Here is a 25339-nt window from a genome sequence, read left to right as displayed (position 1 = left end):
ATTCCACACACTTCTTTAAGTACAGAATCGCCCATCGGTGGGACTCTCCAGCAACGTTCTCCGCTTGAGTTGAGTCGTTCTTCGCTTCGTCATGGCTTCCGTCCGGGGGTAGCTACAATTACACGTCATTACTCTGTACTTTACTTTTTCGGAGAGGGGTGCAGCTCCGTTTCTTTGCTCCTTGCGGTGGTTGCCTTCGGGGATTGGTTCACTCACGGCTCCCTGGCGGTCGCTGGTTGCGTCGGTCCGTTCTAGAACAATCCGCTCGAGACGGCCTTATTAACTCTCCAGGGAACTTTTTAGTAATTCTGTCACGTAATACTCGCACGTATGACTACCGTATCAGCAAAGATCCCCGATGACATGAAGGAAGAACTCGAAAAGGAAGATATCAACGTTAGCGAGGTTATCCGTAACGCGCTCAAGGAGGAAATCACCGAGCGCCGGCGCGAGAAACTTAGACGGGATGTAGATTCCCTTCGAGAGAAGGTAGGTGACGGTGTTGAAACTGACGAGATTGTTGAAGCAGTTCGTGAAACCCGTCAAGAGAACTAATGTCTGAATATCTCTTCGACGCAAGCTCAGTGGTAGACATTATCATTGGTGAAAACGGAGCCGATGTAGACGTTAGTATCTTGTTCGATGAGTATATGCTCGATTTGACGATGTATGAGGCGGCGAATGCACTTTGGAAAACCGGCCTTGCCCACGATAATCTAACTGATTCTGAATTAGAAGACGCTGTTACTATTCTCTCACGACTTGGTACAGAGGTTCAACTCGAGACCGTAAGTAACGAAAACCTCTCTACAACGATGGACCTCGCCCAATCAAACGGACTCACGTTCTATGACGCGGCGTATCTTGCAACCACAGAGCGTAATGATCTCACCTTGGTAACTGAAGATAGCGCGCTTCGAAAGGCTGCACGTGAGCAAGAGATTCCAGTAGATAGCGTGCGTACGGATAGCTCACTATAGTTCTCACTTTCCAATCTGACAGTCGGGAACGGGACGAGAGAGTGCATTGATCTACTCTAGGTGAGTCCATTTCCTTCACGTCGCTTTCGCTCGTTCAGTCATGGACTCGCTGAACATCGCAAACCTTCGGTTTGCTCAATCCCAGTGAATTCACTCGTTATTAAACGGTTTTGCGCATCAGTATAACATGAACTCGAATAACCTCGCTATATTGTACCGTTTCGCCTATCCGCTTCAATTAGGAAGCGGTGCTGTGTGGTGCCTAGTAAGAGAGAAGATGTATTGAACCGTATTCCGAGAGGATAGTGTCGCGTTTCTGGTTGCTCCCGACGGAGTGAGCCAGCCGAAAATACGCGAACGGAGCAGGCGTGCGATGAGCATACTGCAAGCTATAAGTTCGCATCGGCTCCATCACTCGAGTAGCAGATGGCGACCGAATATCAGGAATTCTCGAGCGACGGCGAGCGGATCGTACAGATAAAGCGAGGCGGGAGCATCTGGTCGTTTCAGGTGCTCGACGACGATCGCCTCGACGCAAAGACGGATGCGGCCGCGTTCGCGACTGACGAGGATGGACAGTTACCGGATCCGGTCAGGCGGAAGCTCGAGGCGGAGGGCTGGGAGCGGATCGATCTGGACTGAGGCAGGGACTCGAATCGATTGTCGTCTCCGTGAGGTTGCGATGGCTGTTGCCCGTCTATCGCTCGAGACCGAGATCGGGATGGTCCCACTCGAGGCAGTACCGGTGGTGGGCGAGCCACTCCTCGAGGTCGCGACCCGTCCAGACGGTACCGATTTTGGGGAGTCAGCCGTCGAGGCAGACCTCGTTGATGGCGAGCTCGTCACCGGTCGCGGACGCGCGTTTTTCGCGGAGACACCTCGTTTCCGCGGCGACGGAAGCCGACGACCCGGTAGCCGACGCTGTGTTTTCTCGCGAGCTCCTGGGCGATTCGTTCGGTATCGCCCGCTCGATTGCACCGAGTTAGGTACCGACGGGTTTCGTTTCCGATTGTGGCGTTTCGACGAGTGGTAGTTCCAGTCGATTGTTCGCAGTATCTCTCGAGCGAACTCCTTTCGTCCACCTTTCGCCTGCAGACTCGCCCCTATATCGTATCAGACCGCGTAGAATCTGTCGGGGAAATACCCCTCCACGGAGATTTACAATATGACGCACGTACTCAATTGGTTCGAACTCCCCAGCATTGACTTCGACAGGGCAGTCGACTTTTATTCGATCGTTCTCGAGCGCGATATCGAGGTTCACTCGCCCGAGGACGGCGATCCCGTCGGACGGGCCGGCATGTTCGATACCGAGGACGGAGAAGTCGGTGGCATGATCGTCGAAATCGACGAGTATACGACAGAACGTGGCGATACGATCGGCTATCATCCGATGGACGACGGACTCGTGATCTATCTGACCGTCGACGACGATCTTGACGACGCGATCGCTCGAGTCGAATCGAACGGTGGCGAGACCCTCATTTCGAAAGAACCGATCCCCGAGATGGGCGGCCACTACGCGGTTATTACGGATTCTGAGGGGAACCGGGTCGGACTGGTATCCGAGGAATAACGTCCGATACGTCTTTCTTTTCGAGAGTGCTTTCGGTTCGGCGTGAGCGCCTCGGTTTTCGTGCGTTTTCCGACGGACTCTCGTTACCGAACTGTCCGCACTGTAGGTGTCGGTTGTGCTAGTCACCAGCGCCGGGTCGATGGCCAATCAGGCCCGACCCTGTGGCTGCCGCGTCCGGAATCCGTCGCTCGAGTAGTCGAGGTGGTTGCGCGAGTAATTCAGCATGACCGCCCTCGAGTTGCCCGAACGGTTACGATACCGTGGACACGAGTTCTCGAGTTTGCTGGGCACGGAACTTTTATGCTTGCCGATAGAATATGGTTATTATCAGAATACGCCGTTCATTGAATGGAGAAAAGATTTTATTGAATCTTTGTATTGGCTTATTTGAATGGCTCCAAACCCTCTTGATCGATCTGGCTACCTTCGTCGACGCATCCTTCAGTCCGCCGCGAGTATCGGCGTGTTGAGTGGGACGGCGGCCGGAGCATCGTCGCACCGAACGGACGCGGACGAAACCGGCGTTGACGGTGACGCGAGCGACGAGACTCGAGACGAAGACGCATACAGTGCCTCGGGGACTCGTTCTTCGAGCGGTATAGACATTACACTCGTTACCGGACACAAAATAACCGTCTGCGAGTGCGAAGACGATGGTTTCGAGCTCATCGCCGAGCCGGGATTGGAATCGCTCGACGTCGTCGAAACGGCTGAGGGAACGTACGTTCTCCCGAAGGCGGTCGACATCGATCGGTACGGTCGAGAGTGCTTTCATATCGAGTACCTCATCGATCAGGGGCTAACAGACGAGGAGACCGATACGATTCCGGTCATCGTCATGGTCGACGACGAGGTGGACGCGCCGAGCGAAACGCGCCTCGAGACGGTCGACGCGGTCACCACGTCGACGTCGTTCGATATCATCGACGGCGTCGCCGGAGAGATTTCGAAGGAGGCAGCGCGCTCCGCCGACGAACCGCTGTTCACCGCGTCGCACGTCGAACGGATTTGTCTTTCCGTGATCCACGAGCCGATGGTTGATGAAGCGTCCGCGGAGGTCGAGGCTCCCGACGCTCGCGAATCGTTCGACGTCGACGGCTCGGGGGTTTCGGTTGCTGTTCTCGATACGGGCATCGACGCAAACCATCCTGACTTCGGGGATCGCATCGTCGACGAAGTAGATTTCGGACCGTCCGGTCCCGATCGTCGCGGTAGTCACGGGACGCACATCGCGGGAGTCGTGGCCGGTGACGGTTCCGCCGATGACGGGACGTACGTCGGGGTCGCACCGGGTGCCGACCTCATGGACGTGCGAGTGATGCCGAGTTCCGGCGTGGGGCCTTCGTCGTGGCTCGTAGAAGGTATCGAATACGCCGTTGCGGAGGGAGCCGACGTTATCAACATGAGCCTCGGGGCTCCGCCAATGGAAGACGATCCGGTCGAGGACGCCGTTAATGCCGCCGTCGATGCCGGCGTCGTCGTTGTCGTTTCGGTCGGCCACGAGCCGGCATCTTCAGGACGGCCGGGATACGGCACGTTCAGCTCGCCCGCGTACGCCGAGCGCGCGATCACCGTGGGTGCAACCGATGATGAAAGCGAGGTTTCTGCTGTCTCCTATAGCGGTCCGACACCGTACGACAGGCGAGTCAAGCCGGATGTCGTCGCACCCGGCTACCGGATCACCGCTACGGGAAGCGACAATACGGAGGAGTTTCCGTACGCAACCGATTCCGGAACGAGCGTAGCTGCGGCGATGGTCTCCGGAATCGCGGCGCTCTTGCTCGAGCAGGATCCGGACCGCGATCCTGCGGATATTGCTGACATCGTTCGGTCGACGGCACGACCGATCGACGGCGAGAACGTCTTTTCACAGGGAAGCGGTCGGGTGAACGCGAGGGCGGCGCTCGAGGCCGACCTTCGCGTCGAAAACACGATGACGAACTTTGGCGTTCGTCCGACTGGGGTTACGGATACCGCGACGATTCCTGTCGAGAACGTCGGAGAAGAGTCCCTCGATCTCGAGGCCGAGGCGACGGTGTTTAACAACGACGATGGGACGAATCATCCGGAAACCGCGACCGTAGAGCCATCGACACTGTCGCTTGATTCCGGCGAGCGCGCCGAATTCGTGCTCGAGATCGATCCGGAAGGCGCGAGTGGAGTAAACGGCGGTGTCCTCACCATCGATCGTGCCGATCTATCTGCGGCGGAATACGGGGGAAATAGCTACCGAGCTCTTTTCGGATTCATCAACGAAACTGAAGTGATCGTCGAGAAGATACCGCACGAGCACAACGATGATTTTGGCGACGATTCGCTCTACGTCTGGTCGCGTGACGGGGAGTTCTCCGAACTCGATATGTACGGGTTCGACGACGACGGAACGTGTACGTTCCGGACCCCCGGAGACGGCGAGTTCGTCTTCTGGAGCAGCGGTTCTCTCGACCGCGGCTCTACCGGCACCGATATCGCGTTAACTGTCGATCGAACGGAGGTCGTAGACGGAGAGCGGACCCACGTTACGCTTGACGAAACCGAAACGGTTCTTCGCGAACTCGAGACGGAGCGGCTCGAAGCCGAGTCGCTCGTGGGAAAACGGATTCGGACAGGATTACACGGAACGTCCGACGACGGTGGCACCCACCACTTTGCGACGATGTTGCAAGGTGAGTACGAGCAGAATACGATCTACGTTAGCCCGATCGACGAGGACGATCCAACGAATCTCACGTCCGAGTACGTCATGGTCCCCGCCGACGAGGACGACGGAGAACTGAATCTCGACACGTCAACGGTGTATCACCTATTTTACGGTGACCGTTCGATCAGCCCGGATGAGAACGTCGTCTCGATCGACCCCGACACGCTCGCCAGAGAACAGTTCCTGTACCATCGGGCGGACGAGGACGTAGCGTACGAGGTAATGCCGCTGGCGACCCATCCCGACGAGGACCGCTTCCCGGTTTCCTCGGTTCCAGAAAATCGTTACGCCATCGGCGAGGATCGTATCGAACAGACGTGGTATCTCAATACCGACGGCCGGTACGGCGGCGAGTGGACTGCTTCGATCGACTGGGGCGGACCGCCCTACACGTACGACATCTTTCGCGCACCCGAACTCCGACCCGAACGAGGGGCGACATATTATCAATCGTTCAACCGCGACCCAATCGTGAGCAAACTCGACTCGTGGAACGCGACCGACGGCGACCTCGAGTGTCGCGGATATTGGTACGGCGACCAGTCTCAGCGAACGTTTACGCCAAACGTCGTAAACGTCCACGGGGCAAACTGGTACGAAGTCTTCGTCGACGGAGAAGAGGTCGATATGGGTGCCGTCTCCTCTGAACCTGGCTTTTCGACGACGGTCTCAGATATCGATGCGGGGAGTACGATCGAGCTTTCGATGCGCGGCGGTGAACTGTCCTACGAAAGTGACAACGAACGCGAAACGACCACGGTCACGGACTACGAGGTGAGCTACGAGGAGGGAGTAAAGCCGCCACGGATCGACACCGTCCATGCCGCCGGTCTGAATCTCTCCAACGAACTTTCACCCGGATCCGTGCCCATCTTCGTCGAGGTATCGAAGCCGACGAGTGAGTTCGAAGCGTTCGTTGCGGAGACCGACCAGGTTGAGGAGACTCCGTTCGTAGACGAGAGCGACTGGACGGAACTCGACGTACTCCACGCCGCTTCTCGGTGGTTCGTCCTCGGCGTCGACGCGAGTGCGTACGAGAACGGGATTGATCTGGCGTTCGCCGCGACCGACCGCGACGATAATCGCGTCGAAACTACTAGCTTTGCGGCGTTGGATGTTCGGACGGACGAGACGGTTTCCATCGAAATCACCGTTCTTGCGGGTCGGATTTCTCCCGATTCGAACCGGTTGATCCCGGTTACGATTCGATCGACTGACGAGTTAGATCTCAACCGGATTGAGACCGACAGTCTTCGGTTCGGGTCCACCGAAGCCATCCACAGGGGAACGGGCGCCGAAGCCGAACGCCCACAGCGGATCGACGATGGAAATGCTATTCACGTGTGTGTCAACTCAGATGCGATTATTTCCAACGATTTCGTTAGAGCGTCGTTGAAACGATTTGCGTCGGTTGACGGATTCGAGTCGGAGGTTCCACTTCCGCTCACAGTTGTGGGCGAACTCGAGGACGGGACGCCGTTCGTCGGAACGACGGTCGTGATGACCGCTCCGCTCTGACGGTAATACGACACTTCGGTTCGCTCTCCGTCACTGGCGGTGACTTAGCGGGGAAACGATCGGCGGAGTAGATTTTTACGCTGGGAACTACACCTCAAGCCTTCGCTTTCGATCGAGTTGTCGAGAGAGCGCCATCTCACACGGCGCGCTGGAAGTCGGTCGTCTCGCAGTCACTGCATTCGTTCGCTCCGTTTTCCAGAATCCCGGCGTACGGTGAGAGAAACATCACCAGGTCGTCGCCACAGTTCCCACAGACACCCGTTACTTTAGTTACCCCTGGATAGAGATCCATGGTCGTGTGTTACATTATCATTGCTCACGATAAACCTTACCACATGGAATCCAACCCGTTTCTGAGGAGGAGTTAACGACGGTTAACTAGAGGCCTAATTTTTTTACCCTGGAAACTATTCATCACAAGGGACACATTGATGTTTCCTTGGGTGTCATGCTCTATCGTGATAGTTGATGCCCGCTGAGGACTACAAATTGATTAACGAACGGGTGGGACCGATCGCGGCGGTCGCGTTACTGATCGGAACGGCGGTGGGGATGAGTATTTTTATCGTACCGACGCAGATGGCCGCGTCCGCGGGGCCGTCGATCACGCTCGCGATTCTCGCGTCCGTCGTCCCGATGATCCTCGGCGTCCTGTTGCTCTTACAGTTGGGGGGCTCGATTCCGGTCGCCGGGGGAACCTACGTCTACGCCTCGAGGCTCGTCGGGCCCTATTGGGGGTTTCTGGGGATCGCGGTCCCCGTCATGGCCGTCTGGTCGTACCTCCTGTTCGCGGCGCTCGGTTTTGCCGAGTACTTGCCCGTCTTCGTCGAGACACCCGTCGTCGTCGCCGTCTGGCTCCTTCTCGCGGCGTTTCTGGCGCTCAATTACGTCGGTATCCAGATGGCCGCGAAGATCCAGATCGGGCTGGTCTGTGTCCTGATCGCCGCGATGATCACCTTCATCGCCGGCGGCTTCGCCTCGATGGACACCGCGAACTTCACGCCGATGTTCCCCGACGGCGAGGGCGAACCGTTCGCCGAGGGTCTCGGCCCCTTCTTCTTGGCTATCGTCACGCTGTATATCCCCTTTCAGGGATTCGCGATGATCATCGAAATCGGCGAGGAAATCGAGAATCCGGCGAAGAACATTCCTCGAGTGCTCGCGGTCGGCATGTCCCTCGTCGCGGTGTTGACAATCGGTGTCATCGTCGCGCTCGTGGGTGCGGTGCCGTGGGAACAGGTCGCCCAGGACGGCGAGGCAGTCGACGGCGGCCTCGCGGCGGTCAGCGAGGGAATCCTTCCGGGATGGGCGATCGCCTTCATCGCCTTCGGCGCGCTCGTCGCGGCGGCCACGACGGTCAACACCCTGTTGACCTCCTACTCTCGGACGATCATGCGTGCGGCTCGCGACGACGTCGTTCCGGAGTTTTTCGCGGGGATCCACGACCGGTTTAACACGCCCCATCGAGCGCTCCTCCTGCTCGGACTCCCGCCGTTGCTCGTCGCACCCTTTACCGGTCCGCTCGACGGGATTCTCACCGTCGATATTCTCGACTGGCTGGTGACGGTGACGGTGACGGGAATCTTCGTCGCCTTCATGATCAGCGGCGTCGCGCTCTGGAACCTGCCGAAGGTGTTCCCACAGCGCTACGAGTACTCGTTTTACAAACTCCCGATGCCGGTGCTCAAGGTCGTCGCAGTCGGTAACATCGTCGCTTCTGGACTATTTATGGTGCTGGTCGCCGCCAGCGCGCCCTCCGCGCTCGTCTTCGTATTCACCTGGATCGCTCTCGTTTCGGGACTGTACGTCTACCGCATTCGGGCGGCCGAAAAGAACGGGGAGGACCTCCGCGAACGGATGGCCCTGCTACACAAACACGAAACGATCGGTGGCGGGAGTAGCGACGGCGACGATTGACTCTCGAGCACCGAGTTCTCTGGTAGGGACTGCTGTCCGTGTTTCCGGAGCGACCGCAGGAGGGCCGCGGCCGCTCCGGAAAATCGTTACAGTAGACCGGATATGACGCGTCCCGCTCGCTCGTTCTGCGGTCGAAGAAACCGGTTGTCAGAAGTCGACGCTAATCTGAGATCAATAACCGACGCCGAGTCAGGATCAGTATCCGACTTCGGGCCGGAGTCAGTAACCGACGCCGAGTTGGGTGTGGATCGCGTCTCCGGATTCGAGTTCGTCGACGAACGCGACCGCAAAGTCTGCCATCGAGATGTGGCTCTCGCCGTCATCGGTAGCCACGAGCCGTCCCTCGGCGGTTCGGTACTCTCCCGTCCGCTCGCCGGGTTCGATCTGGGCCGCCGGCGCGATGTACGACCACTCGAGGTCGTCGGCTTCGCGGATCACCTCGAGGGCGTCGATGTGAGCCTGTGCGAGGGGAACGAGATCGTCCGGAAACTCGTCGGTCTCGATGAGTTTCGTGTCCGGGTCGACACCCAACCCTCCCGCACCGCCGGTCCAGACGAGGCGGTCGACGGTCGTTTGCCCCAGCCCGTCGATGAGGGCCTCCGCCATCTCGAGGAGGATGTCGACCGCCTCGTCTCCCGTCGGGCCGAGCGCCGATGCGACCGCATCGTGTCCCGCGACGAAATCGGCGACCTCGTCGGCGTCGGTCGCGTCGCCGGCGACCGTCTCGAGATTGGGATCGGCGATCCCGTCGATCTCCCCGTCTCGGGAGACGCCGGTCACCTCGTGGCCTCGCTCGAGGAGCTCGTCCGTGATCCGCCGTCCGATTCGTCCGCTCGCGCCGAATACGAGTACGTTCATCGTGGTGGGTTCCCACGTTGGTTCTCCTCTGTGGTAAGTCTCACCACGACTTCTGTCAATTCGTGTCGCGTTCGTCCGTTCGTTCACCCTCGAGACTGCTGGTGATAGTTTCGAAACGAATGGACACATCGTCGAGAAAGCCTGTTCACGGCGGAAGACGGGTATCCACGCTCGCCGAGACGGGACACGCGAGAAGAGACGAACTGCCCTGCTCTCCGCCGGAATTGGCTACCCTCGGCCGGAACGTAGCTACTCTCCGCCGGGACTCGGCGTCTCGACGTGTGAGAGGTAGGCTGTGAGGTCCGAACTTGTGACGATCCCGATGACTCCCTCGTCGCCGTTGACCACCGGGACGTGATGGAAGCCGTGCTCGACCATCATGTCTGCGACCTCGCGAATGCTATCTTGTGCCGACGCGGTGATAACGTCCGTCGTCATGTACCGCGAAACCTCTGTCTCTGCTTTCGGGTAGCTCTCGGCGACGATCGTGATGAAATCCGTCGATGTCAGGATTCCCTCGAGTTGGTTCTGGTCGTCGACGACGACGACCGAGCCGATTTCGTTCTCGAGCATCTGTTGTCCCGCCTCCTCGACCAGCGTGTCGGGGCTGACCGTGTGCAGAGTGGTGGACATCAGTCTCGCGACAAAAATATCGTCCATACGACTGTGTTATGCGTGAACACTATAATGTGTATCGAAGCCGGATTCGCCCAACGGCAAATGTAACCGTCTTCAGTTTATTCTCTGGAACGTTCCGATTCGCTGTCACCGAACGCGGTCGATCTATCACAGACGGCGATAATCTCGCGTGCTTGCGTTTAAGTACGAGACGGCCCCATAGACGAGACTATACGAACAGATGGTCGGAACCACGCCCACCCTCGAGGGGACGCTCAAAGTCTTGCCGACGCTTCCCAGTGACATCCTCGAGTTCGTCGCAGCCGAGTACGACACCCTCTGTGACGAGTACGGGTCCGAAAACGTCCTCGTCCTGAAACGACATCCGTCTGGACTGGAACGCGTCCGCGAGGCGCTCGCGGGCGAGTACACGACCGCGGGCACGGAACCGACTGCAGGTACGGAGCCGGTTTCGGATTCAGGGACGGCTCCGAGCGAGAACACCGCGACTGCCGGTCCCCAGTCGCCGCGCCTCGAGTCGCTTCCCGAACACGCCTCGAAGGTTCTCGAGGAGTACGATCCGACGCTCGACCGCCTCGAGTACGAAGAGCGGATCGAACTCATCTCGCTGGTGATCGACGGCGCGAGCCGAGACGTGCCGCCGTATCTCGAGCGGGCGGCCGACCACGAGAGCTTCGTCCGTGACGTCGGACAGTTGTTGCTCGAGGCGACCAGACAGCGCATCCGGCTAGCGGACGACGATGTCGAGTCTCCTCCTTCTCATCCCGATACTCGCGTCCGAACTGCAGCGCTCCACGACTGCCTCGAGTTCCTCTACGCGATGAACGACCGGTTCCACGAGGAACTCGAATCGCGGGGGTACGTCGAACGGGCCGACGTGGTCCCGCGGGCGGTCGACCTCCTCGAGGCGGACAGAGATGGCGTTAGAAGCCGCGTCGCATCCTCGTTCGATGCCGTATTCGCGCTCGAATTCGAGGAGTTTCGCCACCTCGATCGACGGTACCTCGCGGCGCTCTCTCAGGATGCGACCCTCGTCTGTCTCGGCGAACCGCACGCGAGCACCGAGCGAACGCGCGTCGAACCCGGTTCGATCGAGGAAATCGCTGACGGCCTCGAAATCGAACACGTCGCCGAGGGCCGATCTGCGGGCGATGGCCGGACGCGTTCGGACTCCGACCCCGGTCTCGACTCTCGTCCTCCACACCGTCCGATCACGGAATTTCTCGCCACGGGACGAACGACTGGTTCGGACGGTGAGCGAACCAACACGGGGACCGCCCGACGCATCCGTGCTCGAACGCGCCGCGAGCAAGTCGATGCGGTCGCGACGGAGGTCCAATCGATCCGTGATCGACGGGACTCCCTGCGATACGATGACATCGCGGTCGCCGTCCCTCGAGTCGAACAGGTTCCCGAAACCCGAACCCGACTCCGAGACGCGTCCATCCCGACGGCCACGATCGGCGTTCCCTCGCTCGCGGAGGATCCCGCGGTCAACGAACTTTACGCGTTCGTTACGCTCCAGTGTGCTCGCGAGGACGGGACGCTCCCCGCAGGTCTGGACGAGGCGGAGCCAACGCAAGCCCGCCGTGATACGCGCCGAAGTGAACAACGAATCGTTGCGCACGATCGCCTCGAGGCTCGCGTCGACGAATTTTCCGTGGATCTTCTGGATCAGTGTACTGGTGCGAGCGTCTCGCGATCGGTCGAACGCTGGATCGTTCGGACGGACCTGAAAGGTCGCATCTCGAACGAGGAGGCGTGGATCGACGCCAGAGAGCAGTTCGAGGGTGTTCGACGGGTGCTCGAAATCGCTCGCTTCGTCGAGGAAACGGACCTCGTCGGTCCCGACTGGGAAGGCCTGCGACGGATGCTCGAGCGGACGATCAGATACGACGCCCCGCACGTCCACGCGGTCGACACCCAGGCGCAGGCGGGCGGAGTGACGGTCTGTGCGATCGACGAACTGGCGTCCGATCCACACGCCGTCGTCTTCCTGCTCGACGTGACGGAATCGAACTATCCCGGCGACCCGGCGCTAACGCAACTGTTTCCGACGGCCTGGCTCCGCGAGATGTCCCACTACCCGGCCGTCACCGATCCCGATCCGCGGGATCTCGAGCGAACCTTCGAGCCGATTACTGACGGGGAATCCGTCACGGATCCCTTCGAAACCTATCACGCCCAGCGCGCTCGTAGACGGCTGGCAATCGGCACGCGAGCGGCGACCGAGCGCCTCTACTGCTGTTCGTACGAACGAGAATCGGACGGACTCCGCCGGACCCACGACGAATCACGATACCTGAAACTCCTCGAGCGGGAACCGAACTGTTCGCTCGAGGACGTCGACACAACGGGCCGAGAGGCGGCTATTTACGGCGAGTCGAACGCACTCGAGGCGCTGCTCGACCAGCCCCGCGGCGAACTCGATCGGCTCTTGCGAGAGGCGAGCACCGGCGGCGACGCCGACCTCGCGGAGACCGAGGCGCTGTTCGAGGAGATCGCGCTCGTTCTCGCCGAGAGCGATATCGACGAGGAACTCGAAAACGCGGTGTACTCTCAGTTCGAGTTCGCCGCCGGGGAGGTGAGCCGCCGTGAGTGACCGACGGCTCTCAGTCGACGCGCTCGAGTCGTACCTCCGCTGTCCTCGTCGGTACGAGTTCGCCCACGTGCAGGAACTACAGAGGGACGAGGCCGACTCGCCGTCGACGGACCGAGTCGCCCTCCTTCGGCGAGCGATTTGTGACGGGCTTCGAACCGGCGAAACCGATTCGGAACTCCTCGAGGAGGTCATCCTCGAGCGACTTTCGACGCTCTGGAGTGAGTACGACGAACGGTTTCACTCGCGAGCCCAGCGAGAATTCGAACGCCGGGTTCTCGACGCGACCGCGCGGGCGTACGTCGATGCGGTCGGGACGGCCCACGCGTCGGGTCTCGATGACCTTCGAAACACGAACGCTGCGGGAGAACTGATTGGTCCAGCGCTCTCGCTGTCGTCGAGCGTTTCGGTTTCGATGGCGAGTTCGGTTCCATCCGATTCCGCCGAATCGCTTCGTTCCGTCACCCTCGAGTCGGCCGTCGACTACGTTTACGGCGAGGGATCCTCGCTCGTGGGCGTCCGCTTCGTTCCGACGATCGACTCGCTCGGACTTCTCCGCTACCGGTCGTCGTGGGAGGGAGACGTCGAGACGCTGTTTTCGGATCACTTCGAGCCCGACGATTCGACGTTCGAACCCGGACCGGTCGGCACGCTCCTCGAGACAGCTGTTGTTCTCGACGGGCTCCGCGACCTGTGCGATCGACTCGGTCTCGAGGGTCGAACCTGCCGGTACGTTCTGATTCCGCTGGCAGACCGCTCGCAGAACTCGGTCAATTGGGTCAGCGAAACCGTCGAGACGAGCCTCGAAGGAATCGACCTGACAAACGTCTTCATCGATCACCACACGTTCGGCATGACACACGAACACCGAAACGAAACGATCGAGAGTCGCCTCGCAACCGTCGTTGAACGGCTCATTTCCGAGTCGTTCGATCCCTCGAGACAGTGGGACCAGATCGAATCCGAATCGTGTCCAGGCTGTGGGTACGCGGTCTGTTGTCCCGAGTACCTCTCTCAGGAGGTGCGTTTCGATGGGTGATCCACACGAACCGAGGCTCGATGATTTCTCCGGGTCGGTCGGATCAGAGCGGGCTGATCCGACCGAGTCAGATCCGCTCGAGCCGAAGGGGAATCAGCGAGCGGTTATCGAAAGCGAGAGCGCCTCGACCTCCGTCGACGCGGGTGCTGGAACCGGCAAAACGACGACGATGCTCATGCGGATCGAACGCGCGATCGAACGCGGAGAGGTCGACCCCGAGAACGTGCTAGTCCTCACCTTCGCGAACGAGGCCGCCTCGAACATTCGCGAGGCGGTAACGGACCGGCTCGACCCCGAAGCCGCCGCGGCCATCGACGTCTACACCTACCACTCGTTCTGTTACCAGCTCGTTCGCGAGTACGCCTACTATCTCGGGCTCTCGCCCGATTTCGAGGTCGTGACCGAACGCAAGCGACGGCGGATCGTGGGCCGCCTGCTCGCCGAAACCGAGTACGACTTCGCGGCGGCCCCCGCCCGCGGCGACGGCTCCCCCGAGGACCTCGCCGACGCCATCGACTGGTTCATTGCGACGATGAGCCAGGAGAACGTCGATCCCGAGAGACTCGAGTCACAACTCCCCCCGGTTCGCACGCTCGAGTTGTGTACCGAGTTCGTCCTCTGGCTCGAGGAGACCGCGAGCGAGGAATTTTCCTTCGACAACGAGGCATTTCGGTTCTTCAACGATCCCGACCACCTCGAGGCGGCCCGCGAATCGCTGATCGAATACGGCAAGCTGGTCGGATTCTGTCGTGAGAAAATCGCGGAAGCGCCGAGCGAGTTTCGAGCGGAGCCGGTCGTTCGGACGATCGACCAGTATCTCCGGGCGCTCCAGACCTGCGTCACCAACACGCTCGAGACGCTCTCGCTCGAGGAACCGACGACGAAGCACCTGCCGAGAGCTCTGTTCGGAAACGAAATCTGGGGCGATTCGACCGGTCGACTCGAACAGACGCCGTTCGGCCGGCTGAAACATTATGTCGAGTTTCTGCGGCTCGCCCGACACTATACCGACGTCTACGCGGATTACCGGGAGACCTTAGCGCACGATCACGCCGTCGACTTCGACGAACTCGTTCGGACCGCGACCGGGCTACTCACCGAGGGAGATGATGGGCCGTCCACGGGCGACGACACGGCCACCAGTACAGCCGGCAAGACAGAACCGAATTCCGTCGCCGACGAAATTGCGGGTCGTTGGGACCACGTTTACTGCGACGAGTTTCAGGATACCGACGAGACGCAGTTCCGACTCATTCGAGCGCTCACCGAGGGGGCGACACGTCCCGACTTACTCGCAATCGGCGACAAGGATCAGGCGATCTACGGCTGGCGGGGCACCGATCGGAAGGGTCTCGACCGACTTGCCAACACCGATAACGACCACGAGTCGATCGAACTCGAGTTAAACTTCCGCTCGCGTCAGGAGATCCTCGACTTGACGAACCACTGTTCGTACGGTCCCCAGGACTCGAAGACGCTTCGAGAGAACGATCGGACGGCCGGCGAGTACAACGAGCCCGACCCGCCGCATCGACTCTTGAAAGTCGAAAGCGACGAACTCCCCCGGTCGCCATCCGAACAGGTCGGCGCAGCGGTTTCCCGACTGCTCAACGACCAGTTCGAGAACGTCCCGCAGCGCTCGCTCGAGGACGTCGCGATCATCGTTCGAACGAACCGGCAGGCACAGGCCGTCGCCAACGAACTCGAGAACCTTCGGATTCCTTACGAAGTTTCCGGGTCGCCGCGAGGTGAGATTTCACCCGGTATCCGGACGGTCCTCTCGTATCTCCGCGTACTGGTCGATCAGGACGCAGATGTGCACCTCCGTCGCGTGTTGCTCTACCGGTATCGAATCCCCGAATCGGACCTCGAGGCGCTCGCTCGCCGCGACGGCTCGCTGTACGAGGCGTTGTTCGACCTCGATCTCACCGGTCGCAGTGAGGACGATGGCGGCGAGTACGGATCGATCGACGCCGTCAACCGACTCGAGCGGGCCCGCGACGACCTCGAGGCCCTCGAGTCGATTCAGGATGTCTACCCGCTCTCGGAGTTCGTTCGGCGCTTCCGAGAACAAACGAACCTCGAGTGGTTCCTGACTGCCGACGAGCGAACGGAACTCGAGCGGATCGATCGGTTCATCGAGGGGTATAACGGGGACTCGGTGCTGGACCGCCTCACGCCGCGGTTCGTCGATGCCATCGAGCGAACGTTCCGCGGGAGCGAGTCGTCGTTCAGTCGCGGATCGCGATCGGCGGATAGCGTCGACGTGATGACGGTCCATCAGGCGAAAGGGCTCCAGTTCGACACCGTCCTCGTCCCCTTCCTCTCGGACGAAGAATGGTGTGTCGACGGTGATTACGCCCGAAGAGATCGGTACCGGCTCCTCGAGGCGACGCTCGCCGACGAAATCGACTCGCCCCTGCTCGAGAACCTCGCAGCCGACCCGCTCGGCGAGGAGTGGCGCGTGTTACACGTCGCGCTCACTCGAGCCGAAAACCACCTGTTCGTGTTCGGGTCGGCCTACGAGTACGACGGCGACGAGACGCAGTTGTCCGTTTCCACGGCCGAGAGTTGTCTCGCCGACGAAATCGAGTGGTCCGTGGCAGGGAAACGGATGGACCTCTGGACGACGGTGATCGAGAGCTTCGAAACCGTTCGTGAGCAGTACCCGGAAACGGTCGTCGACTGTACAGAGACGCTTTCGGACACCGCACGCACGAACCCAGGAACGATCACGTACTACCAGGACTACGACGATCGGCGGATCGAACCGCTCGAGACGCGACAGGCCATCGAGACGGTCCACCAGCTCGGTAGACTGCTTCGGGAAAACCGATTGCTTCCGGCCGCCGACGCCTCGAGCGTGCTCGAAGTCGAGGACCGATTCGACATCCCGACGGACCGGCAGGCGAGCGCGCTGACGGCGGAGACGGTTCGGTTTCCAGTCGAGACGCTCGAGAGCGTCTCCGAACTCGAGGCGACGATCCGACACAGCTACAGCGCGCTCGAAACCCACGAGACGTGTCCGCGAAAGCACTACCTCGATCACGTCGTTCGGGCGTTCGACGATCCGGATCGAACGCTCGCTCGAGACCTCGAGGCGTCGTTGTCGGACGCGGATCAGTCGACGACGAACGGACGGGAAAACAGCCGTCTCGTCGGTTCAATCTTCCACGACGTTGCCGAAGAGGCGTTCCACCGCGGCTACGATACCGAGGACGCCTGGCGTGAAGCGGCCACCAGACAGCTCACCGCGCGAAATTCCCTCGAGCACCGCGAGGCCGTCCTCGGCTGCATCGGACGGTATTTCGAGGCCGAATCGCCCGAGTTCGACGTTCCGGTCGCCGACTGGAACTCCGTCGCGGCCGAACTCCCGTTCGTCCTCGAGGACGTTTCCGGCGTTGCGGGCGATGTCGTCGGCTACGCCGATTCGGTGCGACGGACGCCTTCGGGTGAACTGGTCGTCCTCGATTACAAGGCGACGGTCGAGCGGATCAGTTCCGACGACGCCGTCCAACTGTCGCTGTACGCTCGAGCGTGCGAGCGGGTGTTTGAGGAGCCAATTGCCGCAGTGGGCTACGTGTACGTCGGCGAGGTCGACGAACCGCGGGTGGAGCTCATCGACCCGGACGACCTCCCGGTGTGGTCGGCAGTTCGAGATTCGCTCGAATCCGTCGACGAACCGGCGTTTACTGAGACGACGCCGGGTTCTCATTGTCAGTTCTGTGCCCACCGCTCGCTGGGCTGTGGTCCCGACGAGCACATGCCCAACGAAGCCGACGAAATCGAAGAGATCAGCTCGCTCGAAGCGGACGGTGGCAGTACCGGAGAGTGACCTACCCGCGATTCTCGAGTAGTCAAGTTTGTGCCTGATCAACGAGACACATTTGGCAGTGGCGTATCCACTAGTCGAGTATGATCGAGGCGACGCTCTGTTTCGTCGTTCGGAACGGCCGTGTACTGCTGATCGAGAAACGCCGCGGGCTCGGCGACGGACTGTACAACGGCCCCGGCGGAAAACTCGAGGACGGCGAAACGCCTCGGGCGTGTGCGATTCGGGAAACACGCGAGGAGGTGGGTATCGAGGTCTCCGAGCCCGAGAAAGTCGGTGAGTTACAGTTCGTTCTCGACGGGACCGTCCACACGGACTGTCACGTCTTTCGTACGGATTCGTTCGAGGGCGAGCCGACGACGACCGCGGAGGCGTGCCCGGAGTGGTTCGCTATCGAGGACGTCCCGTACGATCGAATGTGGGAAGACGATCGATACTGGCTCCCCGGCGTCCTCGAAGGGAAAACGGTTCGAGGCGAGTTCCGCTTTGCGGGCGGTGAACCGCTCGACGAGGCCAAGTTCGTCGATCACGATCTCGAGTGGTCCGTCTCGTTTTCGGAAGCGCACCGATGATCGGTCACCAAACCGCGTGTCGCGATCGCTCAGTTCGCCTGTTCGGCAGGTCAAAACCCGTTGAGCAGAGTAATCGCCTCGCCCTCGTGCGATTTGATTCTGTTGTATAATCTCGCCGAATTAGGACTTTTCAGAAGGGATTTATGTGACGACTTTTTCATAGGGCAAATGCTATGTCATCGAACCAGACGCGACGTCGAACGTTCATCGGAACAGTTGTAGGCGTTGCTGTAGCCGGACTTGCCGGTTGTATGGATGACGATGACAATGGAGACGATCCCGGAAACGAATCCAACGGAAACGGCAATCAGTCCGAGGACAACGGTGGCGGCGAGCTCGGACTGGTTGGAGAACTCGATGTCGTGATCGACGAAGATACCGACGCTGTCGACGAAGACGGCTCGGTCGGTATCGCTACGGATGTCTCTATCGACGGATCGATCGATGCGGACGGTGACGTCGAACTCGCCGAAGATTCGGAAGTCGACGGTGATGTCAACTCGGACGGTGGCGTAACTGCCCACGCAGACGTCGACATCGACGGCGGTATCGACGCTGATGGTACCGTCGATCTCGGAGACGACACCGACGTGGACGGAGATGTCACCACGACGGGCGACGTCCAGACGGGCGAAGATGTCGACATTGACGGCAATATCGAAGCCGACGGTGACGTTACGCTCGGCGCTGAAAACGACGTCAGCGGTGACGTAACCGGCGCGACCGTCGAGCAGGGGAGCGAAACGGAAATCGACGGCGAGGTTACCGAGACCGAATAACGTCCCTGCTCGCGGAATCAGTTCACAAATCTTTTTAGACGGTGTCGCCCGGATCAGCGCCACGGCCGCCGGCCCCTCGCGATCAGTTGTCTGGCACCGCTCGCTATGGTTTGAGAACGACTTTCCCCGAACTCTTGCGGTCCTCGATATACTGGTGTGCGTTCGCCGCCTCCTCGAGCGGGAACGACTCGCCGACGATAACCTCGAGATCGCCCGACGTTAGCCCCTCGGTGAGTTCCGGAACGGCTTTCATGATCTTGCTCGGGTCGTGGTAGGACGCCTGCCCGAGGTGAAAGCCGGAAACGGTCTTGTTCTCGAAGAGGAGCCGTCGATTCTGCGCTTCGGCCGGAACGCCGCTGGCGACGCCGAAGGTGACGAGCCGACCGAAGTGGGCGAGTGAGTCGAGACTGCGATCGAACACGTCGTCGCCGACGCTCTCGAGAACGAGGTCGACGCCGTCGCCGTCGGTTTCCTCCTCGATCGGTTCTCTGAAGTCGACCTCCGTATACTGGATCGGATGATCACATCCCAGTTCTTCGGCGAGTTCGAGCTTTTCCTGCGTGCTCGCGGTTCCGAAGACCTCGGCACCGGCCTGGGAGGCGAGCTGTACGGCGGCCGTGCCGACGCCGCCCGCCGCGGCCTGGATCAGGACCGATTCGCCCTCCTCGAGGCCGCCCCACTCGAACAGACAGGAGTGTGCGGTGAGGAATTGGACGGGAAATCCGGCGGCTTCTTCGAAGCTCATGCCTTCGGGAATCGGAAACAGCATCTGCGCGTTCGCGGTCGCGTACTCGGCGTAGCCGCCCGTGTTGAGCATCGCGACGACGCGGTCGCCTTCCTCGAGGTCGACGCCTTCGCTTGTCGCGTCGATCGTTCCGGCGGCTTCCATGCCAGGCGTGTAGGGCGCGTCAGGACCGCCCGGGTAGACCCCGCGACGTTGCATGATGTCCGCGAAGTTGATTCCCGCGGCTTCGACCTCGATTCGAACCTCGCCGGGATCGGGATCGGGTTTCTCCTCGTCGACGACCTCGAGTTCGTCACTGTCTCCGTACGCTGTTATCTCGATAGCTCGCATAAGTTACCATTCGTAACGCAGTCGCATAAAAGGGTGAGAACTGATAGGAACCGGGCGACCGTTTCTACTCGAGCGCTCGGAAAGGGTTTCAGCCGGGCTCCGGATGGGCGATCCGATCGGTTCCGAACGGCGGACCAAACTGAACTTCCGACGGCGGATCCAACCGAACTCCGACCGGCGGAACTGACCACGTCCGAAGGGCGATCCGATCGTACACTCGTCAATCGCGGGATGAACCGACGATCACGTGGGGCCGTCGTCCCACCCCTGATGAACGGGCTCGAGGTCGGTGTGGTCGTGATTGTCGCCATCCTCCCAGGTGTCTCCCGTTTCGCCGGACGGCCCGCGTCGGGTCTTCCACTCGAACTCGCCGGGGTCGTCGACGGTGACCTCCCAGACGTTACCTTCCGACCAGGTTCTTTGACCCCGCCGCCCCAGTCGGTGAGTTCGTCGGTACTCCCGGTGAAGTAGACGGACTCGCCGTACTCGACCTCGACCGTCGTCCGCAACGTGAGTTCACCGTCTTCGTCATCGCCGACGACGAGCGAGGCGGTGTCGGAATCGTCCGAAATTGTGACTATCTGGTTGTACTCGCCTTTCTCGAGGTCGTCCGTCTCCACGTCAAAGACGACCGAGGTAGACGATTCGGCATCGACGCAGACGCTCTCGCTCGCCGCGTCGGTTCCGTCGACCGCGAGCACCACCTCGTCCTCGAGGTCTTCTTCACCGGCACTGACAGTAACGTTGACTTCGGCTGTTTCACCCTCGTCGACCACGTACTCGTTCGAGTCGAACGAAACTGCGTCTGCGTCCGGGTTCGGACCGGCGTCGTCGGGGACATACATAACGTATCCCTCGCCGGGGATCTCGAGCGTGACCTCGCCGCTTTCGCCGACCTCGAGGTCATCGCCGTTGCCGGTGGCGTCGACGAGGATGGTCTCGCTCCAGGACGTTTCGACCGCGACCGATTCGGGCTGGTTCCCTTTGTTGATTCCCGCGAGGAGGTTACCTTCCCGCTCGAAGACGTAGTGGTCGATGCCGACGTCGCGGTCGAGGACATCGCCGCGCGCGTACTCGTTCGAGACTCCGACGAGCGTCGACAGATCGTCGTCCTCGAGTTCGTGGTAATCGCCGGGCCCGGAGCGATAGAGTATCGGCATGCCGGCGTAGGCGAGGACGAACGCTTCGGCGAGTTCGACCTCGCGACCTTCGGGGACGGTCTGTGCGTCGTCGGTCTCCTGGACGTTCGGGCCGACGGTGTCGTGATTCTGGACGAACGTAACGGCCGCGCTCGAATCTTGATGGACGACGCCGGGTGCGGCGTTCTGGGAGAGGTTCTCCATGCTGCCGTTATCGAACGCGTCCGCGATGGCCGAGTACAATGGGAAATCGAAGACGGTCATCCCCGTGTCGGCCCACTCGAGCAGGCCGTCGACGTCGCCTTCGTCCCAGACTTCGGCGACCCGCCAGAGGCCGAGGTCGTCGGCGAGCGGATTGACGTGCTCTTCCATGTACCACGGCCAGACGTGGGCGGCCGCGTCGTAGCGGAGCCCGTCGGCACCCAACTCGGCGACCTTCTCGAGGTAGGCCTCGTGGGCGGACTGGACCTCCGGGTGGTCCACGTCCAGCGACGGCAGACCGAGCAGATCGCACTCGTAGTCTGCCGCCTCGCCGTCGAGCTCGCAGTCGTCGCCGAGCGTCCCGTTGTCGTGGAAGTGTTCGTCCTCGTCGAACTGCGGCCAGTCGACGGTTCCGTCGGGGCCGTCGGGGTTGGCCATGTGGTTGAGGACGACGTCGACGATGACCTCGATATCGTGCTCGTGAGCGGTCTCGATCAGCGACTCGAGTTCGGCTTCCGTTCCGAGCGAGGAGTCGAAGTTCTCGAGGTCGACGGGCTGGTAGCCGAGCGGGGGATGGGGATCGCGGTGGCCGAAGGGGCCGACCTCGTCGTAGTGGCCCGTGCTTCCGTCGTAGGTGAGGTCGTCCCAATCCAGCTTTCCTTCGGCCGGCTGTTGAACCCAGATGGCGTCGAATCCCGTTTCGGCGATGTCCGGAATTTGTGCTTCGATTTCGTTCCACTCCCGATGGAAAAACTGCAGGGCAACGGTGTCTTCGTCGGCTTCGGGCTGCTCCGGCAGCGACTGTGCACCGGCCGTTCCGAGCATGGAACCGGAGACCGCGAGCGTTCCGAGCGCCGCGCTGGCTTTCATGACCGTTCGTCGATCGAGACTGGTCCGTCGGTCGATACCGCCCTGTCGTCGCTCCCTGTTTTGCCTGTGGTCATCTCCCATGGCAACAGGGTCAATAACGTGGGAAGTAATAATACATAATGTTTTTAACGACAGTTCGAAACTCCATCATTCGAGGATCTGACACTGGTCGTCCGGGCCGAATCCTCGAGTGACCGTGACACTCCCCGACCCACCTTCGCATCGTTTAAGGCCGCGCTGACTGCATGTCGTGGTATGAGCAACGAGAGTCAGGAACTCGGGATCACCGAGTCTAAATCGCACAAACCCGGCGAGTGGTACGCCGAAGTCGTTCAGAAGGCCGACATCGCCGACTACGCGCCGATGGGCGGCTTCATCGTGACGAAGCCCCGCGGGTACGCCCTCTGGGAACGCCTGCAGGACGAACTCGACGGCTGGTTCAAAGAGACCGGCGTCGACAACGTCTACTTCCCGATGTTCATCCCCGAGTCCTTCTTGGAGCGCGAGAAGGACGTCGTCGAAGGCTTCGACCCCGAAGTCGCCTGGGTCACCCACGGCGGTCACGACGAACTCGAGGAGCGACTGGCGGTGCGGCCGACGAGCGAGTCGATCATCGCCCCGTTCATGGCCGACTGGACCCGAAGCCACCGGGACCTGCCGCTTCGGCTCAACCAGTGGTGTTCGGTCGTTCGGTGGGAAGCCACGGAGACGAAGCCGTTCTTCCGAACGAAGGAGTTCATGTGGCAGGAGGGCCACACCGCCCACGCGACCAACGAAGGTGCGTGGGACGAGGTCTGGACCCGACTCGGCCAGTACGAGCGAGTGTTCGAGGACGTGCTCGCGATTCCCGTGCTTCGCGGGAAAAAGCCCGAACACGACAAGTTCCCCGGCGCGGATACGACGACGACCGTCGAGGCCCTGATGCCCGACGGGAAATCCGTCCAGGGCGCCACGAGCCACCACCTCGGACAGAGCTTCGCCGAGGCGTTCGACATCACGTTCGTCGACGAAGACGAGGAAGAGCAGACGGCCTACACGACCTCGTGGGGGCTCTCCTGGCGCGCACTCGGCGCGCTCATCATGACCCACTCCGACGATCAGGGGCTCGTGCTTCCGCCGACGATCGCCCCGACGCAGGTCGTCATCGTCCCGATCTGGCAGGAAGATACCAAAGACAAGGTCCTACAGTACTCCGCGGAGATCGCCGCGGAACTCGAGGACGCCGGCGTTCGCGTCGAACTCGACGACCGGGACGAACGCAATCCCGGCTTCAAGTTCAACGAACACGAACTCAACGGCGTTCCGCTTCGACTCGAGATCGGTCCGAACGAGGTCGACGACGAGGAGGTCACGCTGGTTCACCGACCGGACAACGAGAAGGTCTTTGAGGATCGATCCGGCATCGTCGATACCGTCGAGTCGAACCTCGATGCGGTCTACGACAAACTCTACGCCGCCGCAGAAGAGACTCTCGAGAACAACGTTCGCGAGGCAGACAGCCCTGAAGAAATCATGGGGACGATCGGCAAACACGGCGGCTACGTTCGAGTGCCGTGGTGTGGCGACCCGGCTTGCGAGGAGGCGATCAAGGAGAAGGTCTCCGCGGAAATTGTTATGCAGCCGCTGGCTGAAGAAGGCGGCTCGACGACGGGCGTCCCGGAAACCCCCGACGACGATGACGCGGCGTGTGCGGTTTGTGGGGAACCCGCGGATCAGATCGCCTACTTCGCAAAATCCTACTAAAATCGCCCGTCTCTGACCGGTGACAGGGCCCTATTCGGTCGCTTTTTCCGGTCTGTTAGATGTCCGGTGAACCCGTTTCTCGCTGGTCGGGCCCATAGCTATTTACCGCTCCGTTCCTCGAAATCGAGTAGAACATCGTTTATCAGCGGCACAGGAGAATACCCCGACCCTTGAGGTCGGGGATGAATCCGATAGGCAGAGCGAAGCTAACCATTAAATAGACACATTTCTAACCAGTAGACCGCGATGGAACACAGCCACCGTTACCGCGCTTACCCAAGCGACGAAGTAGCGATGGCTGCCGAACATCACACCGACGTTCATCGCCAACTCTACAACCACGTCCGTTGGGACTACACGAACAGTCCCGACGACGACAAGCCGAGCGAGTACACGCAAAACAAGAAGCTCACCCAGTGGAAACGACAGTGGCCTGTATTCGCGGAACTGCACTCGAAAGCCGCACAAGCCACTGTAGCACGCTTCCACGACAACCTCTCGAACCTTCGCAAGAAGAAAGAGAAGGGATACAACGTCGGGTGGCTCAAGCGACAATCATCCGCCGAGTACCGAAGCGTTACGTACAACCAGTCAGGCTTTGACCTCGATAACAAGAGGGGCCGCGACGGGTATGCGTACGTGCGCTTCAGCAAAATTGGCTGGGTGAAAATCCGCTACCACCGTAAGATTCCAGAACACGCGACTATCAAAGAAGTCACGCTCAAAAAGGAAGTGACTGGTGAGTGGTTCGTCTCGTTCAGCCTCAAAACCAATGAAAAACACGTTCCAGAGAAACCCGCACTGGACTCGCTCGATGCGAGCAACAGCGTGGGAATCGACCTTGGAATTCTCAACTACATCCACACATCAGACGGTAAAACAGTGGAGTGGCTCAACCTCGAAACCGAGTACGAGCGACTGCGCCGCGAGCAACGCAAACTTTCGCGGAAAGAACACAGCAGCCAGAACTACGAGAAACAGCGTCGGAAAGTCGCCAAGGTGAAGCGGAAGATTCGTCGGAAAGTGCTGGATTACCAGCACAAGCTGACGACGTGGCTCGTCACAGAGTACGACGCCGTGTTCGTGGAAGACCTCAACGTGGCTGGCATGCTTCAGGGCGACGGGAACGCTCGGAACAAGCAGGATGCCGCGTGGCGGCAGTTCATCACCTTGCTTGAATACAAGGGTGACTTGTACGGCACCCACGTTGTGAAAGTACCTGCTCGTGGCATCCGTTCTAGCTTAGTGACCGACTGAGACGAAGATCACGCCGAAATTACGTCGAGTCTGACCACAATCAC

At 60.4% G+C, this 25339-nt stretch carries 17 protein-coding genes and 1 pseudogene; 13 read left to right on the top strand and 5 right to left on the bottom strand.

Annotation, left to right across the window (positions count from 1 at the left end; genetic code table 11):
* Nucleotides 1–330: 330 nt before the first annotated feature.
* The 5 genes from ACZ5C7_RS05625 (at nucleotide 331) to ACZ5C7_RS05605 (ending at nucleotide 6775) form a co-directional block, all read left to right on the top strand.
* Nucleotides 331–555, top strand: a complete 225-nt coding sequence (locus ACZ5C7_RS05625; protein WP_283835926.1) for a hypothetical protein — start codon at nucleotides 331–333, stop codon at nucleotides 553–555.
* Entirely contained in the window at nucleotides 555–980 is a 426-nt protein-coding gene (locus tag ACZ5C7_RS05620) for a type II toxin-antitoxin system VapC family toxin (RefSeq protein ID WP_464375370.1), read from the top strand. The genes ACZ5C7_RS05625 and ACZ5C7_RS05620 overlap by 1 nt, the downstream gene beginning before the upstream one ends.
* Nucleotides 981–1406: 426 nt before the next feature.
* On the top strand, nucleotides 1407–1622 hold the full coding sequence (locus ACZ5C7_RS05615) for a hypothetical protein (protein WP_464375369.1): 216 nt from the start codon (nucleotides 1407–1409) through the stop codon (nucleotides 1620–1622).
* Between the two features lie 523 nt (nucleotides 1623–2145).
* Nucleotides 2146–2556 carry a VOC family protein gene (locus ACZ5C7_RS05610; RefSeq protein ID WP_464375368.1) on the top strand — a complete coding sequence of 137 codons (411 nt, stop codon included), beginning with the start codon at nucleotides 2146–2148 and terminating at the stop codon, nucleotides 2554–2556.
* Between the two features lie 391 nt (nucleotides 2557–2947).
* A complete protein-coding gene (locus ACZ5C7_RS05605) occupies nucleotides 2948–6775 on the top strand; it encodes a S8 family serine peptidase (RefSeq protein WP_464375367.1) in 3828 nt (1275 codons plus the stop codon).
* A 136-nt stretch (nucleotides 6776–6911) separates the two neighbouring features.
* Here ACZ5C7_RS05605 and ACZ5C7_RS05600 read toward each other — a convergent pair whose 3' ends face one another.
* Nucleotides 6912–7067: a hypothetical protein gene (locus ACZ5C7_RS05600; protein WP_464375366.1), complete on the bottom strand. Its 156-nt coding sequence runs from the start codon at nucleotides 7065–7067 to the stop codon at nucleotides 6912–6914.
* Nucleotides 7068–7243: 176 nt separating this feature from the next.
* Here ACZ5C7_RS05600 and ACZ5C7_RS05595 point away from each other — a divergent pair, with 176 nt between their 5' ends.
* Nucleotides 7244–8692, top strand: a complete 1449-nt coding sequence (locus ACZ5C7_RS05595; RefSeq protein WP_464375365.1) for an APC family permease — start codon at nucleotides 7244–7246, stop codon at nucleotides 8690–8692.
* Nucleotides 8693–8911: 219 nt separating this feature from the next.
* Here ACZ5C7_RS05595 and ACZ5C7_RS05590 read toward each other — a convergent pair whose 3' ends face one another.
* Together ACZ5C7_RS05590 and ACZ5C7_RS05585 are read right to left on the bottom strand one after the other, a co-directional pair.
* Nucleotides 8912–9550: an NAD(P)-dependent oxidoreductase gene (locus ACZ5C7_RS05590; RefSeq protein WP_464375364.1), complete on the bottom strand. Its 639-nt coding sequence runs from the start codon at nucleotides 9548–9550 to the stop codon at nucleotides 8912–8914.
* A gap of 249 nt (nucleotides 9551–9799) precedes the next feature.
* Nucleotides 9800–10210, bottom strand: coding sequence for a CBS domain-containing protein (locus tag ACZ5C7_RS05585; protein WP_464375363.1), 411 nt, complete (start codon nucleotides 10208–10210; stop codon nucleotides 9800–9802).
* Nucleotides 10211–10409: 199 nt separating this feature from the next.
* On the opposite strand from ACZ5C7_RS05585, the gene ACZ5C7_RS05580 reads away from it, so the two are divergent.
* The 5 genes from ACZ5C7_RS05580 to ACZ5C7_RS05560 all read left to right on the top strand — a co-directional run bounded on the left by ACZ5C7_RS05580 (nucleotide 10410) and on the right by ACZ5C7_RS05560 (nucleotide 19010).
* Nucleotides 10410–12791, top strand: coding sequence for a PD-(D/E)XK nuclease family protein (locus ACZ5C7_RS05580; protein ID WP_464375362.1), 2382 nt, complete (start codon nucleotides 10410–10412; stop codon nucleotides 12789–12791).
* Nucleotides 12784–13827, top strand: coding sequence for a hypothetical protein (locus ACZ5C7_RS05575; RefSeq protein ID WP_464375361.1), 1044 nt, complete (start codon nucleotides 12784–12786; stop codon nucleotides 13825–13827). Before ACZ5C7_RS05580 ends, ACZ5C7_RS05575 begins: the two co-directional genes overlap by 8 nt.
* The gene (locus ACZ5C7_RS05570) at nucleotides 13820–17662 is read left to right on the top strand and encodes a UvrD-helicase domain-containing protein (RefSeq protein ID WP_464375360.1); all 3843 of its coding nucleotides are present in this window, start codon (nucleotides 13820–13822) and stop codon (nucleotides 17660–17662) included. Before ACZ5C7_RS05575 ends, ACZ5C7_RS05570 begins: the two co-directional genes overlap by 8 nt.
* A gap of 80 nt (nucleotides 17663–17742) precedes the next feature.
* Entirely contained in the window at nucleotides 17743–18231 is a 489-nt protein-coding gene (locus tag ACZ5C7_RS05565; RefSeq protein WP_464375359.1) for an 8-oxo-dGTP diphosphatase, read from the top strand.
* Nucleotides 18232–18482: 251 nt separating this feature from the next.
* A complete protein-coding gene (locus ACZ5C7_RS05560) occupies nucleotides 18483–19010 on the top strand; it encodes a polymer-forming cytoskeletal protein (protein ID WP_464375358.1) in 528 nt (175 codons plus the stop codon).
* A 103-nt stretch (nucleotides 19011–19113) separates the two neighbouring features.
* Here the strand turns inward: ACZ5C7_RS05560 and ACZ5C7_RS05555 are convergent, their stop codons facing one another.
* Nucleotides 19114–20085: a quinone oxidoreductase family protein gene (locus ACZ5C7_RS05555; RefSeq protein ID WP_464375357.1), complete on the bottom strand. Its 972-nt coding sequence runs from the start codon at nucleotides 20083–20085 to the stop codon at nucleotides 19114–19116.
* Nucleotides 20067–22376: an alpha-amylase domain-containing protein gene (locus ACZ5C7_RS05550; RefSeq protein WP_464375356.1), complete on the bottom strand. Its 2310-nt coding sequence runs from the start codon at nucleotides 22374–22376 to the stop codon at nucleotides 20067–20069. The genes ACZ5C7_RS05555 and ACZ5C7_RS05550 overlap by 19 nt, the downstream gene beginning before the upstream one ends.
* Before the next feature lie 174 nt (nucleotides 22377–22550).
* On the opposite strand from ACZ5C7_RS05550, the gene proS reads away from it, so the two are divergent.
* Nucleotides 22551–24038, top strand: a complete 1488-nt coding sequence (gene proS / locus ACZ5C7_RS05545) for a proline--tRNA ligase (RefSeq protein WP_464375355.1) — start codon at nucleotides 22551–22553, stop codon at nucleotides 24036–24038.
* Between the two features lie 246 nt (nucleotides 24039–24284).
* Nucleotides 24285–25268, top strand: a pseudogene (locus tag ACZ5C7_RS05540) (RNA-guided endonuclease InsQ/TnpB family protein); the annotation flags it as partial.
* Nucleotides 25269–25339: the final 71 nt, after the last annotated feature.

It is taken from the genome of Halostagnicola alkaliphila (assembly GCF_055379965.1).
This window is presented reverse-complemented; position numbering and strand designations above follow the sequence as displayed.

Coding starts and splice junctions, on each gene's coding strand:
- ACZ5C7_RS05610 (WP_464375368.1), top strand. CDS start 2,146: ATGACGCACGTACTCAATTGGTTCGAACTCCCCAGCATTGACTTCGAC.
- ACZ5C7_RS05620 (WP_464375370.1), top strand. CDS start 555: ATGTCTGAATATCTCTTCGACGCAAGCTCAGTGGTAGACATTATCATT.
- ACZ5C7_RS05555 (WP_464375357.1), bottom strand. CDS start 20,085: ATGCGAGCTATCGAGATAACAGCGTACGGAGACAGTGACGAACTCGAG.
- ACZ5C7_RS05615 (WP_464375369.1), top strand. CDS start 1,407: ATGGCGACCGAATATCAGGAATTCTCGAGCGACGGCGAGCGGATCGTA.
- ACZ5C7_RS05590 (WP_464375364.1), bottom strand. CDS start 9,550: ATGAACGTACTCGTATTCGGCGCGAGCGGACGAATCGGACGGCGGATC.
- ACZ5C7_RS05565 (WP_464375359.1), top strand. CDS start 17,743: ATGATCGAGGCGACGCTCTGTTTCGTCGTTCGGAACGGCCGTGTACTG.
- ACZ5C7_RS05625 (WP_283835926.1), top strand. CDS start 331: ATGACTACCGTATCAGCAAAGATCCCCGATGACATGAAGGAAGAACTC.
- ACZ5C7_RS05605 (WP_464375367.1), top strand. CDS start 2,948: ATGGCTCCAAACCCTCTTGATCGATCTGGCTACCTTCGTCGACGCATC.
- proS (WP_464375355.1), top strand. CDS start 22,551: ATGAGCAACGAGAGTCAGGAACTCGGGATCACCGAGTCTAAATCGCAC.
- ACZ5C7_RS05600 (WP_464375366.1), bottom strand. CDS start 7,067: ATGGATCTCTATCCAGGGGTAACTAAAGTAACGGGTGTCTGTGGGAAC.
- ACZ5C7_RS05570 (WP_464375360.1), top strand. CDS start 13,820: ATGGGTGATCCACACGAACCGAGGCTCGATGATTTCTCCGGGTCGGTC.
- ACZ5C7_RS05580 (WP_464375362.1), top strand. CDS start 10,410: ATGGTCGGAACCACGCCCACCCTCGAGGGGACGCTCAAAGTCTTGCCG.
- ACZ5C7_RS05595 (WP_464375365.1), top strand. CDS start 7,244: ATGCCCGCTGAGGACTACAAATTGATTAACGAACGGGTGGGACCGATC.
- ACZ5C7_RS05560 (WP_464375358.1), top strand. CDS start 18,483: ATGGATGACGATGACAATGGAGACGATCCCGGAAACGAATCCAACGGA.
- ACZ5C7_RS05550 (WP_464375356.1), bottom strand. CDS start 22,376: ATGGGAGATGACCACAGGCAAAACAGGGAGCGACGACAGGGCGGTATC.
- ACZ5C7_RS05585 (WP_464375363.1), bottom strand. CDS start 10,210: ATGGACGATATTTTTGTCGCGAGACTGATGTCCACCACTCTGCACACG.